Annotated in this window: 11 protein-coding genes; 4 read left to right on the forward strand and 7 right to left on the reverse strand. The window is 59.3% G+C overall.

Translation table 11 applies throughout. The features are described from left to right. Positions 1-4 precede the first annotated feature (4 nt). The 6 genes from potA to AC0T4W_RS20930 form a co-directional block, all read right to left on the reverse strand. Complete coding sequence (gene potA / locus AC0T4W_RS20905; protein WP_476322311.1) at positions 5-1,147, reverse strand: polyamine ABC transporter ATP-binding protein; 1,143 nt, start codon at positions 1,145-1,147, stop codon at positions 5-7. Positions 1,148-1,203: 56 nt separating this feature from the next. Continuing rightward, positions 1,204-2,295 (reverse strand): polyamine ABC transporter substrate-binding protein, encoded by a 1,092-nt coding sequence (locus AC0T4W_RS20910; RefSeq protein WP_476322314.1) that lies wholly within the window; start codon positions 2,293-2,295, stop codon positions 1,204-1,206. Positions 2,296-2,379: 84 nt separating this feature from the next. Further along, positions 2,380-3,477 carry an extracellular solute-binding protein gene (locus AC0T4W_RS20915; protein ID WP_476322317.1) on the reverse strand — a complete coding sequence of 366 codons (1,098 nt, stop codon included), beginning with the start codon at positions 3,475-3,477 and terminating at the stop codon, positions 2,380-2,382. Positions 3,478-3,635: 158 nt separating this feature from the next. Then, complete coding sequence (locus AC0T4W_RS20920; RefSeq protein WP_476322320.1) at positions 3,636-5,009, reverse strand: aspartate aminotransferase family protein; 1,374 nt, start codon at positions 5,007-5,009, stop codon at positions 3,636-3,638. Positions 5,010-5,104: 95 nt separating this feature from the next. Beyond that, positions 5,105-6,463 (reverse strand): glutamine synthetase family protein, encoded by a 1,359-nt coding sequence (locus AC0T4W_RS20925; protein WP_476322323.1) that lies wholly within the window; start codon positions 6,461-6,463, stop codon positions 5,105-5,107. A gap of 43 nt (positions 6,464-6,506) precedes the next feature. Next, positions 6,507-7,259 (reverse strand): gamma-glutamyl-gamma-aminobutyrate hydrolase family protein, encoded by a 753-nt coding sequence (locus AC0T4W_RS20930; RefSeq protein WP_476322326.1) that lies wholly within the window; start codon positions 7,257-7,259, stop codon positions 6,507-6,509. Positions 7,260-7,535: 276 nt separating this feature from the next. On the opposite strand from AC0T4W_RS20930, the gene AC0T4W_RS20935 reads away from it, so the two are divergent. Both AC0T4W_RS20935 and AC0T4W_RS20940 read left to right on the forward strand, forming a co-directional pair. Then, entirely contained in the window at positions 7,536-8,912 is a 1,377-nt protein-coding gene (locus tag AC0T4W_RS20935; RefSeq protein WP_476322329.1) for a glutamine synthetase family protein, read from the forward strand. Positions 8,913-9,059: 147 nt separating this feature from the next. Next, positions 9,060-10,118 carry a polyamine ABC transporter substrate-binding protein gene (locus AC0T4W_RS20940; RefSeq protein WP_476322331.1) on the forward strand — a complete coding sequence of 353 codons (1,059 nt, stop codon included), beginning with the start codon at positions 9,060-9,062 and terminating at the stop codon, positions 10,116-10,118. A 114-nt stretch (positions 10,119-10,232) separates the two neighbouring features. Here the strand turns inward: AC0T4W_RS20940 and AC0T4W_RS20945 are convergent, their stop codons facing one another. Beyond that, positions 10,233-11,609, reverse strand: a complete 1,377-nt coding sequence (locus tag AC0T4W_RS20945) for a CYTH domain-containing protein (RefSeq protein ID WP_476322334.1) — start codon at positions 11,607-11,609, stop codon at positions 10,233-10,235. A 112-nt stretch (positions 11,610-11,721) separates the two neighbouring features. On the opposite strand from AC0T4W_RS20945, the gene AC0T4W_RS20950 reads away from it, so the two are divergent. Further along, positions 11,722-12,399 (forward strand): TIGR00153 family protein, encoded by a 678-nt coding sequence (locus AC0T4W_RS20950; protein WP_476322337.1) that lies wholly within the window; start codon positions 11,722-11,724, stop codon positions 12,397-12,399. 53 nt (positions 12,400-12,452) lie between these two features. After that, complete coding sequence (locus AC0T4W_RS20955; RefSeq protein ID WP_476322340.1) at positions 12,453-13,715, forward strand: inorganic phosphate transporter; 1,263 nt, start codon at positions 12,453-12,455, stop codon at positions 13,713-13,715. Positions 13,716-13,751 lie beyond the last annotated feature (36 nt).

The raw sequence follows: 13,751 nt of genomic DNA on the forward strand, positions 1-13,751 counted from the left end.
ATATTCATGAGCGTAATGTCACCCCGCTGTCGTCCTCCCACCAGACGTAGACTTCATCGTCCCAGGTAGGCCGGGCGCCACGCCGTTCAGCGTTGGCGACAAATGATTGGACGATCTTGCCGCTCGGCAGCTGCACGTAAAACACTGAGTGGCCGCCCAAGTAAGCAATGTCGTGCACGGTGCCGCGTGACCAGTTGTACTCATAGCCCGGCTGTTCGGTACTGAAGAGCATTTTTTCTGGGCGGATGGCGTAGGTGATGCTCTTGTCCTGCACCGAGGTATTAACCCCGTGGCCGACGTAAATATTGCGTTCAAGATCAGGGCTGTCGATCAGCGCGTGATCTTCCATGTCCTCGACCACAGTGCCTTCGAACAGGTTGACGTTGCCGATAAATTCGCAGACCAGGCGGCTGGTCGGGGTTTCGTAAATGTCGACCGGGCTGCCAATCTGAGCGATCCAGCCTAGGTGCATGATGGCGATGCGCTGGGCCATGGTCATGGCCTCTTCCTGGTCGTGGGTCACCATGACGCAGGTTACGCCGACGCGCTCGATGATCTCGACCAACTCAAGCTGCATCTGTGAACGCAGCTTTTTGTCCAGTGCGCCCATGGGCTCGTCGAGCAGCAGCAGTTTAGGCCGCTTGGCCAGCGAGCGCGCCAACGCCACACGCTGGCGCTGACCACCAGAGAGCTGGTGCGGCTTGCGCTTGGCGTACTGGCTCATGTGCACCAGCTTGAGCATTTCGTCAACGCGGGCGTCGATTTCTGCCTTGGGCATTTTGTCCTGCTTGAGGCCGAAGGCGATGTTGTCAGCCACGCTCATGTGCGGGAACAGCGCGTAGGACTGGAACATCATATTGATCGGCCGCTCGTAGGGCGGCAGATCGGTGATGTCCTCGCCGTCGAGGAAGATCCGTCCTTCGGTAGGCCGCTCGAAACCAGCAAGCATGCGCAGCAGGGTTGATTTACCCGAACCCGAACCACCCAGCAGGGCGAAGATTTCACCCTTGTTAATGGTCAGCGAAACATCATCTACGGCAATCGTCTCATCAAATTTTTTGGTGACGCGCTCAATCTTGACCAACACCTCTTTCGGTTGCTGATCGCCTTCAAGCACTTTCTTATAGGCACTGGAAGCAACTGCCATTACCAAAACTCCCGCAAAAAAGTAGCGCCCAGCCACGCTGGCCGGGCGGTTTAAAATTATTGGCCCGACTTGACCTTGGTCCAGCTGCGGGTCATCAGGCGTTGTACTTTTACCGGCAACTCCGCCGAGATAAACAACTTGTCCAGCACCGCTTGTGGCGGATACACCGACTCGTCGTTTCGCACGTCCTGGTCCATCAGCTCGCCCGCCTTGAGGTTGGGGTTGGCATAACCGACGTAATCGCTAACCCCGGCAATAGCCGTGGGGTCCAGCAGAAAATTGATAAAGGCGTGTGCCTCTTTCGGGTTGCTGGCATCCACCGGGATGGCAAGCATGTCGAACCACAGGTTGGCCCCTTCTTTGGGGATGCTGTAGGCGATTTCGATGCCCTTGCCCGCCTCTTCGGCGCGATCAGCGGCCTGCAGGATGTCACCGGAGAAACCGACGGCAACGCAGATATTACCGTTGGCCAGATCACCGATGTACTTGGAGCTATGGAAGTAGGTCACGTAAGGGCGCACGGTCAGCAGTTTGGCTTCGGCCTTGGCGTAGTCGTCGGCGCTCCGGGTATTGGGGTCCAGGCCCATGTAGTTGAGCACGGCCGGAATCATCTCATCGGCCGAGTCGAGAAAGCTCACGCCGCAACTGGCGAGCTTCTGCATATTTTCCGGCTCGAACACGGTGGCCCAGGAGTCGATTTCGTCGACACCGAGCACTTCCTTGATCTTGGCCACGTTGTAGCCAATACCATTGGTGCCCCACAGGTATGGCACCGAATACTGGTTACCGGGATCGTTGACTTGCAGCTGCTTGAGCAGCAACGGGTCAAGGTTTTGCCAGTTCGGCAGCTGATTGCGGTCGAGCTTCTGGAACGCGCCCGCCTTGATCTGCTTGCCGAGGAAATGGTTGGACGGCACCACGATGTCGTAGCCGGAACGGCCCGCCAGCAGTTTGCCTTCCAGGGTTTCGTTGGAGTCGAACACGTCGTACAGGGCTTTGATGCCCGTGGCTTTCTGGAAGTCGGCCAGGGTGGTTTCGCCAATATAGTCAGACCAGTTGTAGACCTTGACCACAGGCTCGGCGGCTTGCACGGCGCTGATGCTGACGGCGGCGGCCAGCAGGCCGGCCAGAAGTGGGGGACGACGCATAGGAGCTTCCTTATTGTTGTGGGTGAATGCGGCGGAGCAACCCGCCGCACACCGTTAGGGCTATGGCCTCTTGCCGTTATGGCATTACTGACCCGATTTGATCTTGGTCCAGCTGCGCGTCATGGTGCGCTGCACTTTGGCGGGCAGATCTGGGAAGGTGTAGATCTTGGCCATGGTGGCCGCGTCCGGATAAATGCCCGGGTCGTTACGCAACACTTCGTCAACCAGCGGGGTGGCCGCAGCGTTACCGTTAGGGAACTGCACGAAGTTGGTGATGTTGGCCATGACGTCTGGCTTCATCAGGTAGTTGAGGAATACGTGAGCGGCTTCGACGTTTTTCGCATCAGCCGGGATGGCCAGCATGTCGAAGAAGCTGCCAGCACCTTCTTTCGGGATGCTGTAGGAGATGTTCACGCCGTTCTTGGCTTCTTCAGCACGGGACTTGGACTGGTACAGGTCGCCCGAGTAGCCAATTGCTACGCAGATGTTGCCGTTAGCCAGGTCGCCGATGTACTTGGAGCTGTGGAAGTAGGCGGTCGAGGAACGAATCGAGAGGAACAGCTCTTCGGCTTTCTTCAGCTCGCCGGCATCGGTGCTGTCCGGTTTAAAGCCCAGGTAGTTGAGCGCAGCCGGGAGAATTTCAGTCGGCGAATCCAGGAAGGACACACCGCACTCTTTCAGCTTGGCGATGTTTTCCGGTTTGAACAGCAAGTCCCAGGAGTTGACCGGCGCGTCAGTGCCGAGCGCAGCCTTAACCTTATCGACGTTGTAACCAATACCGATGGTGCCCCACATATAGGGAATCGAATACAGGTTGCCTGGGTCGCTCGGGTCAAGGGCCTTGAGCAGGTTCTTGTCGAGATTTTCCCAGTTTGGCAGCTTGGATTTATCCAGCTTCTGGTAAACGCCGGCCTTGATCTGCTTGGCCAGAAATGGGTTGGACGGCACGACGATGTCGTAACCGGAGCTACCGGCCAGCAATTTGGCTTCCAGAGTTTCATTGCTGTCAAAGACGTCGTAGACGACCTTGATACCGGTTTCCTTTTGGAAGTTGTCGATGGTGTCTTCTGCGATGTAATCGGACCAGTTGTAAACGTGCAGGACCTTGTCATCCGCGTGTGCGGCACTTACTACGGCCCCAGCAAGGGACAACGCGAGAAGGGTTTTGCCGAATGTGTTCATGCGTACAGCTCCTGTTGTTGTAGTCGTTTCCGGTAGATGCGCAGCCCTCTGCAGCACCTTCCGGTGAGCCTGACCTACGCATTAGCGCAGTCTGGCAAGGTCACACCTCGGTTGACAACATTCAGACGTAAGCATCTGAAACCAAAGATTATTAGACCTTAAACCAGCACCTCTGCAGCAGTCAGGTCGAGGCATTTACGGGCCTTGTCCAGCAGTTCATCGATCTCAGCAAAGCTGATCACCAGCGGCGGCGAAATGATCATGGTGTCGCCCACCGCGCGCATGATCAGACCGTTAGTAAAGCAGTGCTTGCGGCATACCATGCCAACGCTGACATCGGCGGCGAAACGCGTGCGGCTGGCTTTGTCCTGCACCAACTCAATGGCGCCCAACATGCCAACGCCGCGCACTTCACCGACCAACGGGTGATCAGCCAGCTCACGTAGACGCTTTTGCAAATACGGTGCCGTTTCTACTTTGACCCGCTCAACAATCTTTTCTTCACGCAGAATGCGCAGGTTTTCCAGAGCCACCGCAGCGGCCACCGGATGCCCGGAATAGGTGAAGCCGTGGTTGAAGTCGCCGCCCTGGTTGAGCACCTCGACGATATCGTCACGCACGATCAACCCGCCCATGGGGATATAGCCGCTGGTCAGGCCCTTGGCGATGGTCATCATGTGTGGCGTGTTGCCGAAATAGTCGCTGCCGAACCATTCGCCGGTACGGCCAAAACCGCAGATCACCTCATCGGCGACAAACAGAATGTCGTACTTGGCGAGAATTTCGCGGATGCGCGGCCAGTAGCTGTCCGGCGGGATGATCACACCGCCCGCGCCCTGGATCGGCTCGGCAATAAAGGCGGCGACGTTGTCTTCGCCAACTTCGAGGATCTTCGCTTCCAGCTGGTCAGCGGCCCAGATACCAAACTCTTCGGGGCTCATATCGCCGCCCTCGCCGAACCAGTACGGCTGCGGGATGTGCACAATGCCCGGAATTGGCAGATCGCCCTGCTCGTGCATGTACGTCATGCCGCCCAGGCTCGCGCCAGCCACGGTGGAGCCGTGATAGCCGTTGATGCGGCTGATGATCACCTTCTTGTTTGGCTGGCCCTTGATGGCCCAGTAATGGCGCACCATGCGCAGCATGGTGTCATTGCCTTCCGAGCCCGAACAGGTGAAGAACACATGGTTCATGCCTTGTGGAGCCAAGTCGGCAATCGCCTTGGCCAGCTCCAGCGCCGGCGGCGTGGCGGTCTGGAAGAACATGTTGTAGTAGGGCAGCTCTTGCATCTGTTTGGCGGCGGCGTCTGCCAGTTCCTTGCGACCATAACCAATGGCCACACACCAGAGCCCGGCCATGGCATCGAGGATCTTGTTGCCTTCGCTGTCCCACAGGTACACGCCGTCGGCCTTGGTGATGATGCGCGGCCCACTTTCTGCCAGCTGTTTGAAATCGCTGAACGGCGCGAGGTGGTGTTCACGGCTCATGGCCTGCCACTCAAGCGTTTTCGGGTTGGTCACTTGACTGTTCATAACGACACCTTGATTACACGGGCTGCGTATTGCAGCCCGATAAAAATTCTTTGGGGCGGCGGGCGCAGGGATCGCCCGCACCAGCCGCCCGAGGGTTACACCGACAGGAGCAGGAACTCACGTTCCCAGGAGCTAATAACCCGCTTGTAGTTCTCATGCTCGGCGCGTTTCACCGCGACATAGCCACGGATGAACTTGTCGCCCAGGTACTTCTCGGCGTCCTTGCAGGCCTCCATGCGCTCCAGGGCGTGCTCGATGGTGATCGGCAGACGCAGGTTGCGCCGCTCATAACCACGACCCTTGACCGGAGCACTGGGCGTCAGACCATCGACCATGCCCATGTAGCCGCACAGCAGGGAGGCGGCGAGCACCAGATAGGGGTTGGCATCTGCACCGGCCAGGCGGTTTTCCACACGGCGGTTCTGCGGGCTGGCTTCCGGCACGCGCAGGCCCACGGTGCGGTTCTCTTCGCCCCACTCAACGTTCACCGGCGCCGAGGTATCCGGGAGGAAGCGGCGGAACGAGTTGACGTTCGGCGCGAACAGCGGCAACAGCTCGGGGATGTACTTCTGCAGGCCGCCAATGTGGTGCATAAACAGTTCGCTCATGCTGCCGTCGGCGTTGGAAAACAGGTTCTGCCCGGTCTTGATGTCCACCACACTCTGGTGAATGTGCATCGCGCTGCCCGGCTGATCGGTGATCGGTTTGGCCATAAAGGTGGCAGCCACATCGTGCTTGAGCGCCGCTTCACGCATGGTGCGCTTGAACACGGTGATCTGGTCGGCCAGGTGCAGGGCTTCGCCATGACGGAAGTTGATTTCCATCTGCGCCGGGCCGTCTTCGTGGATCAGCGTATCGAGGTCCAGACCCTGGATTTCGCTCCAGTCGTAAACATCTTCAAACAGCGGATCGAATTCGTTGGCGGCATCAATGGAGAACGACTGCCGACCGACTTCCGGGCGACCGGAACGGCCCATCGGTGCGACCAGGGGGAAGTCTGGGTCGCTGTTGCGCTTGGTTAGGTAAAACTCCATTTCCGGCGCGACGATTGGCTTCCAGCCCTTGTCGGCGTAGAGCTTGAGCACATTCTTGAGGATGTTGCGCGGCGACAGCTCAATCGGGTTGCCCTGCTTGTCGAAGGTGTCGTGAATCACCATCGCAGTCGGCTCGATGGCCCAGGGCACCAGGAACACAGCGTTCTCGTCCGGGCGGCAGAACATGTCGATGTCCGCCTCGTCGAGCAGGTCGTAATAGATGTCGTCCTCGACGTAGTCGCCGGTCACGGTCTGCAGCAGCACACTCTCGGGGAGGCGCATGCCCTTTTCGTCGAGGAACTTGTTGGTCGGCGAAATCTTGCCACGGGCAATGCCGGTAAGATCGCTGATCAGGCATTCAACTTCGGTGATTTTGCGTTCTTTCAGCCAGCTCGAAAGCTGGTCTAATTTGGTGCTCATAGAGACCTCAGGGTTGGTGAGAGCCGGCTTATATATAGTCGGCTCAGCGTTGCCCCGCCGTCTTCCTGCAAGCCTCACCAAAGGCCTGGAAGATGGCGAGATAATTCGGGTTGGATCGTACCTGCCATTCAGGGTGCCATTGCACCCCCAATGCGAAGCTTTTAGCACCTTCGACGGAGAAGGCTTCGATCAACCCGTCAGGCGCCAGTGCTTCTACGCGAAGGCCCGGCGCCAGACGCTGAACGCCCTGGCCATGAATGGAGTTGACTTGTATCTCGTCCGGCAAGCCGATGCCGGCGAGCAGCCCGCCCGGCTGCACATGCAGCGCGTGACGCAGGCCATATTGCTGATCCGCCGGCAGCCCTTCGGGCTCACGGTGATCCATATAGCCTTCGACCTCCTGCACCTTCTGGTGCAGGGTGCCGCCAAAAGCTACGTTCATCTCCTGAAAGCCACGGCAGATGCCGAGCACCGGGATACCGGCGGCGATTGCTGCTTTAATCAAGGGAAGGGTTGTACTGTCACGCGCCGGGTCATGGGCGGTGCCGGGTTCGCTGGCGTCGCCAGCATAGTGGTGCGGCTCAACGTTGGAGGGTGAGCCGGTAAACACCAGACCATCGAGGTGCTGAAGCAGGTAAGCTTGATCAAGCTGCTCGCCCAGTGCGGGAATGATCACTGGCATACCGCCAACCACCTGGACGATGGCCTGCACGTATTTATCGCCTGCGGTGTGGTAGATGTTGTGCCCGATCTGCTTGGTACAGGCACTAACGCCGATAATCGGCTGGCGCGACATGAGACACCCGTTTTATTGCTGTTATGGGTTTCGAGCGAGCTTAGCCTTGTTCATTTTTTTTCACAATAGACATGTAAAAAATTGAACACACCCGACTGAGCACCCCGGTAGGCAAGGCTTTGAGAAGGGCGGCATTGCCCTGCAATGCCCTAAAACTGGCCATCGAGCCCCCTTTTGGGGCAAAGTGCGCCTCTCTTGACAGCATCTGGTGTTTAAGATTGACTCACACCCGTGCAGTTGAATGATTGATATTTTTAACAAAAAAGGTGTTGCATCATGTCGGTACCCCCGCGTGCCGTTCAGCTTAATGAAGCGAACGCGTTCCTTAAGAAACATCCTGAGGTCCTGTTCGTCGACCTTCTGATCGCAGATATGAATGGTGTGGTGCGCGGCAAGCGTATCGAGCGTGCGAGCCTGCATAAGGTTTACGAGCGCGGCATCAATCTCCCGGCGTCTCTATTCGCCCTGGATATCAACGGCTCGACGGTGGAAAGCACCGGCCTGGGTCTGGATATCGGCGACGCCGACCGGGTCTGCTTTCCCATCCCCAACACCCTGTGCAATGAGCCATGGCAGAAGCGCCCAACCGCGCAACTGTTGATGACCATGCATGAAATGGAAGGCCAGCCGTTTTTCGCCGACCCTCGGGAAGTGTTGCGCCAGGTGGTTGCGAAGTTCGACGAAATGGGCCTTACCATTTGCGCCGCCTTTGAAATCGAGTTTTACCTGATCGACCAAGCCAACGTGAACGGTCGCCCACAGCCGCCGCTGTCGCCCCTGTCGGGCAAGCGCCCACAGTCGACCCAGGTGTACCTGATCGACGACCTCGACGAATACGCCGAGTGTCTGCAGGACATCCTCGAAGGCGCCAAGGAGCAGGGCATCCCTGCCGACGCCATCGTCAAGGAAAGCGCCCCGGCGCAGTTTGAGGTCAACCTGCACCACGTCGCCGACCCGATCAAGGCCTGCGACCACGCACTGCTGCTCAAGCGTTTGATCAAGAACATTGCCTACGACCATGAGATGGACACCACCTTCATGGCCAAGCCCTACCCCAATCAGGCGGGTAACGGCTTGCACGTGCATATCTCGATTCTCGACAAGCAGGGCAACAACATCTTCGCCTGCGACGACCCGGTACAGAACGATTCCCTGCGCCATGCCATCGGCGGCGTGCTGGAAACCATGTCGGCCTCGATGGCCTTCCTCTGCCCGAACGTCAACTCCTACCGTCGCTTCGGACCGCAGTACTATGTGCCGAACTCGCCGTGCTGGGGCATCGACAATCGCACCGTCGCGCTGCGCGTACCCAATGACACGGCCGATGCCGTGCGCATCGAACATCGCGTCGCCGGCGCCGATGCCAACCCTTACCTGCTGATGTCGACGGTACTGGCGGGCATTCACCATGGCCTGACCAACAAGATCGAGCCTAACGCACCGGTGGAAGGCAACTCCTACGAGCAGAACGAACAAAGCCTGCCAAACAACCTGCGCGATGCCCTGCGCGAGTTGGACGACAGCGAAGTGCTGGCGCGTTATATCGACCCGAAATACATCGATATCTTCGTCGCCTGTAAAGAGAGCGAGTTGGCCGAGTTTGAAAACTCGATCTCCGACCTCGAATACAACTGGTACTTGCACACGGTTTGATGCAATACCCAACGCCGGCCTTTGAGCCGGCGTTTTCTATTCCGCGCGTTACGCAGCCCTACCGCTTATTCACGCCTCGGCGCGATGACGGGCACGCTGCGCCACGAATTCCTGCTGACGCGACATCAACCGATTCAGGAGATCTCCATGCCTCGCCTATTTGCTTCACTGCTGTTTGCCCTGACGCCGCTGCTGGCCAGTGCCGAGGAGGTGATTCGCGTCTACAACTGGAATGACTACATCGCCCCGCAGGTGTTAAAGGATTTCGAGGCCGAAACCGGCATCCGTGTCGACTATCACACCTTCAGCACCGCCGAAGAGCTGGAGGCGGTCCTGGCCAGCGGTGAAGCCATTGATGTCGCTGTGCCGTCGCACGACGCCCTGCCGGCAATGATCAAGAACGGTACCCTGCAGCCGCTGGATTTCAACCTGCTGCCCAACCGCAAGCACCTCGACAAACAGCTGCTCAGCACCCTGGTCGCCCTCGACCCGGCCAACCGCCATGCGCTGCCCTATCTATGGGGCGCTGTGGGCTTGGCGATCAACACGCCACAGGCCGAAGCCGCCTTTGGCGGGCCACTGCCCAATAGCTGGAGCCTGCTGTTCGATGCAGAGCAAAGCTCGCGCCTGGCCGGTTGCGGCATCAGCGTGCTGGATGCACCCGATGAGACGTTGACCCTGCTGCTCAACTACCAGGGCCGCAGCCTGGCACGCAGCGCGCCGAGCCGCATCGAGCGTTCCAGCCAGGTGCTGGATGGCCTGCGGCCAAACCTGCGTTATGTCGACAGCGAGCGTTATATCGATGACCTCAACCAGGGCAAGCTGTGCGTGGCCATGGCCTGGGTTGGCGATGCGCTGGCAGCAGCGGATGCGGGTCAACCCGTGCGGTTTTTGGTGCCGGACGAAGGCTCGATTTTGTTTATCGACAACCTGGTAATTCCCAGCAGCGCCAAGCGCCCCGACCTGGCGCACCGCTTTATCGATTACCTGATGCAGCCCAAGGTCGCCGCGCTGATCACCGCAGAAACCCTGTACCCCAGCGGCAATGCCGATTCCCGCGAGTTTCTCGACCAGGCTCTGCGTAACCAGCCCGACCTCTACCCGGACCGCGACACCAAGCGCCGCCTGCACCCGCTGGAAACCCTGCCGGAAAAGCACAGCGCTACCCGCGATGCCGTATGGACGCGCTTTCGTGATGGCAGTTGAGTGATGCGAGAGGCGCCCGGATTTAATCCGGGCTAGCGGCTGTAGGAGCCAGCTGGCTGGCGATCCGCAGATCAACAGCATCGCCAGGCAGCTGACTCCTACACACAGCGGTAGTTACTTGACCAACTGACGCCAGGCTTTCAGCGAACCAATGGCAATCAGCTGCGCCTTGCGCGCATCCAGCACCTCTGGCTCGATAGCCCGACTTGCCTGAAGAGTGGCCAGTTCAGCCAGCTTATTCAGCTCACCATACAGGCGGTCGACCTCAGGCACCTCCAGCACGCCGCGAGCCAGGTGCAGCCAGACCAGCAGGCGTTCGATACGCGGCAGCTGTTCGGCCAGGTCTTCCGGCTGTTGCACATAACGCTTGAGCTGCAGAGCGGCGCCTTCATCGGCAATCAGCGTCGGCAGCCAGTTGCCCAGCGGCGCAGCACCCTGACGATTGCCACGGTTATTGCGTTCAGCAGTCCAGCTGCGGGCCAGCAGCCAGCGCGACAGGTTCAGCGAGAACAGGCCCCAGCGATTACCTTGCAGTTCAGCAGCGAACAGCGCCGGGGCATTCTTGCGCAGGCTGTCATCGTCCTGGCCAGCCAGGATGCGCGGGCGCCATTCCAGCAGCAAGGCATCCAGCAGTTCGCGCAGGGCATGGCTGCTGGCACGCGGCGCGGCTTGGCCAAGGCTGCCGAGCAGCGCACGCAGACCGATCAGTTGCTCCAGCCAGTCGACTAGCAAACGCCAGTGACCATTGAAGCGGTACTGCTCAGCCAGGCGCTGGCTGCTGCCGAGCAGGTGCCAGGCCAATGCCGCAACGCCGTCATCCAGGCTGGTGTTTGCGCTCAGGCTCGGCGCCGGTAAGCTCAGGCTGTAGCTGCTGGCATCGAACAGGCGGTAACCACGCTCGGCCTTGCTGATGTCGCAGGGCATCAGCGCCAGGTCGGCGGCAAGCTCTGCGGCCAGCTCCAGCAGCGCCTCAGGCTCACCTTGACGCAGCTCCAACTCCAGCTCGCAGATTTCTTCTTCGCCTTCGCCGGCAATCACCTTGCCCAGGTCCAGCGCGGCTTCGATTACCACCTTGGCCTTGCCGCGACCCCAGGCGATTTCCGCCTTCTCGCGAATAAAGTCGGTGGTGAAAATCGGCACCAGCTGCTTCTTGTCCAGCTCGGCCAAGGCCGCTGGCCAGCAGCTGTCATCGAGTTTTTTCAGGTCCAGCTTGGCCTTGGCCAGGTTCCAGTCCCACTCATTGCGTTCGGACAAACCGGCCACGCTCTGCCCTCGGGTTTTCAGGGTCTGGATAAACTGCTCGCCGTCGCGGCGCACGCGCAGGGCCACCTTGGCCGCAGCCAGGTCACGCTCAGGGGTATCGAAGTACTGATTGAACAGTTCGCGCTGCTCCCAACCACTCTTGTTGCGCTTTTTCAGCAACGGGTGATCACGCAGGGCGGCCAGGGTTGCACGGCTAACCCGCAGTTTGATTTCAGTTTCTTTGTTCATGATGATGGGAATCAACGCCTACTATGAAATTGTGACAGTCCGATTACCTGCGCTGGCGAGCCTGCGGACTGATCCGTATACTTGCCGCCTTCTTAACGCCGGGGTTCACCCTATGCCAGTCAATCCATTTGCCAGCCTGTTTGGCCGCTCACCGATTGGGCCGATGCAAAAACACTTTGCCAAAGCCCACGAGTGCGCAGCCAATCTGGTGCCCTTCTTCGAAGCCGTGATGGTTGAAGATTGGGCCAAGGTGGAACAGGTACAACAGGAAATGGCTAACCTCGAACATGAGGCCGACAAGCTCAAGAAAAGCGTGCGTCTGCACCTGCCCAAGAGCCTGTTCCTGCCCGTACCGCGCTCAGATCTGCTTGAGCTGCTGAGTGTACAGGACAAAGTCGCCAACCGCGCCAAGGACATCGCCGGCCTGATGCTGGGTCGTGAAATGGCCATTCCGCAGGCGCTGCAGCCACTGATGCGGGCCTTTGTACAGCGCACCGTGGACGCCAGCGCCCAGGCGCTGAAAGCCATGAACGAACTCGACGAACTGCTGGAAACCGGCTTCGGTGGCCGTGAAGCAGCACTGGTTGAATCCATGGTCATGGAGCTGGAGCAGATCGAACGCGACACCGACACGATGCAAATCGAGGTGCGGCGTGCGCTGTTCAAACTGGAGAAGGACCTTCCCGCTGTCGATGTGATGTTCCTCTACAAGATCATCGAATGGATCGGCGACGTAGCCGATCGTGCCGAACGTGTCGGCAACCGACTGGAACAACTGCTGGCGCGTTAAGCGCCAGTGTCCTTTCTGGAAGCCACCACTTAATTGTCATGGATTAATTATTTATGTCTCTGATTGCGGACTACGGCCTCGTATTGCTGCTGCTTGCCTGTCTCTTCGGCTTTTTCATGGCCTGGGGCGTGGGCGCCAACGACGTGGCCAACGCCATGGGCACCTCGGTGGGCTCACGCGCACTGACCATCAAGCAGGCGATCCTGATCGCCATGGTCTTCGAGTTTGCCGGTGCCTACCTGGCCGGTGGCGAGGTGACCGAAACCATCAAGAGCGGCATCGTCGATGCGTCGATGATCACCCCGGACCTGATGGTGCTGGGCATGATGTCGGCACTGCTGGCGGCCGGCACCTGGCTGATGATTGCCTCGACTCGCGGTTGGCCGGTCTCCACCACCCACTCCATCGTTGGCGCGGTAATTGGTTTTGCTGCGGTCGGCGTATCCATGGATGCGGTGCATTGGGCCGGCGTTGGCCCTATCGTGGCCAGCTGGGTGGTGTCGCCGGTGCTGTCCGGTTGCGTCGCCTTCGGCCTGTTTGTCAGCGTGCAAAAGCTGATTATCGACACTGATCAACCCTTCCTCAACGCCAAGCGTTTCGTGCCGCTGTATATGTTTGCCACCGGTTTTATGGTCACCATCATGACCGTGACCAAAGGCCTCAAACACGTCGGCCTGCATCTGTCCGGCGGCGAGGGCTTCCTCCTCGCCGTTGTTATCGGCGCGCTGGTGATGCTGCTGGGTATCGCCCTGCTCAGTCGGATCAAGATCGACGTCGAAGCCGATAAGGACTTCCACTACGCCAGCGTGGAGAAAGTCTTCGCCGTGCTGATGATCTTTACCGCCTGCTCCATGGCCTTCGCCCACGGCTCCAACGACGTGGCCAACGCTGTTGGCCCGTTGGCAGCGATTGTCGGGGTGATCCAGTCCGGCGGCGAGGCGGTGGGCGCCAAGGCGGCGCTGCCGGCCTGGGTGCTGCTGCTCGGCGCGGTGGGTATCGTGATTGGCCTGGCCACCTATGGTTACAAGGTGATCGCCACCATCGGCAAGCAGATCACCGAGCTGACCCCAAGCCGTGGTTTCGCCGCCGAGCTGGCCACCGCCACCACCGTGGTCGGCGCTTCGGCCATTGGCTTGCCGGTGTCCACCACCCACACCCTGGTGGGTGCGGTACTCGGTGTAGGCCTGGCGCGCGGTATCGGCGCATTGAACCTGGGCGTGATCGGCAAGATCTTTATGTCCTGGCTGATCACCCTGCCGGTGGGCGCTGCGCTGGCTATCTTCTTCTTTTATATCTTGCGCGGCATTTTCCTTTAAACGCCCGTAGCGGTTTTATCTGCGCAAGCGATGGCC

It is taken from the genome of Pseudomonas sp. C7.1 (assembly GCF_056312395.1).

Bases quoted from the DNA above. Each gene is read 5' to 3' on its own strand.
- potA (WP_476322311.1), bottom strand. From the start codon at position 1,147: ATGGCAGTTGCTTCCAGTGCCTATAAGAAAGTGCTTGAAGGCGATCAG.
- AC0T4W_RS20910 (WP_476322314.1), bottom strand. From the start codon at position 2,295: ATGCGTCGTCCCCCACTTCTGGCCGGCCTGCTGGCCGCCGCCGTCAGC.
- AC0T4W_RS20915 (WP_476322317.1), bottom strand. From the start codon at position 3,477: ATGAACACATTCGGCAAAACCCTTCTCGCGTTGTCCCTTGCTGGGGCC.
- AC0T4W_RS20920 (WP_476322320.1), bottom strand. From the start codon at position 5,009: ATGAACAGTCAAGTGACCAACCCGAAAACGCTTGAGTGGCAGGCCATG.
- AC0T4W_RS20925 (WP_476322323.1), bottom strand. From the start codon at position 6,463: ATGAGCACCAAATTAGACCAGCTTTCGAGCTGGCTGAAAGAACGCAAA.
- AC0T4W_RS20930 (WP_476322326.1), bottom strand. From the start codon at position 7,259: ATGTCGCGCCAGCCGATTATCGGCGTTAGTGCCTGTACCAAGCAGATC.
- AC0T4W_RS20935 (WP_476322329.1), top strand. From the start codon at position 7,536: ATGTCGGTACCCCCGCGTGCCGTTCAGCTTAATGAAGCGAACGCGTTC.
- AC0T4W_RS20940 (WP_476322331.1), top strand. From the start codon at position 9,060: ATGCCTCGCCTATTTGCTTCACTGCTGTTTGCCCTGACGCCGCTGCTG.
- AC0T4W_RS20945 (WP_476322334.1), bottom strand. From the start codon at position 11,609: ATGAACAAAGAAACTGAAATCAAACTGCGGGTTAGCCGTGCAACCCTG.
- AC0T4W_RS20950 (WP_476322337.1), top strand. From the start codon at position 11,722: ATGCCAGTCAATCCATTTGCCAGCCTGTTTGGCCGCTCACCGATTGGG.
- AC0T4W_RS20955 (WP_476322340.1), top strand. From the start codon at position 12,453: ATGTCTCTGATTGCGGACTACGGCCTCGTATTGCTGCTGCTTGCCTGT.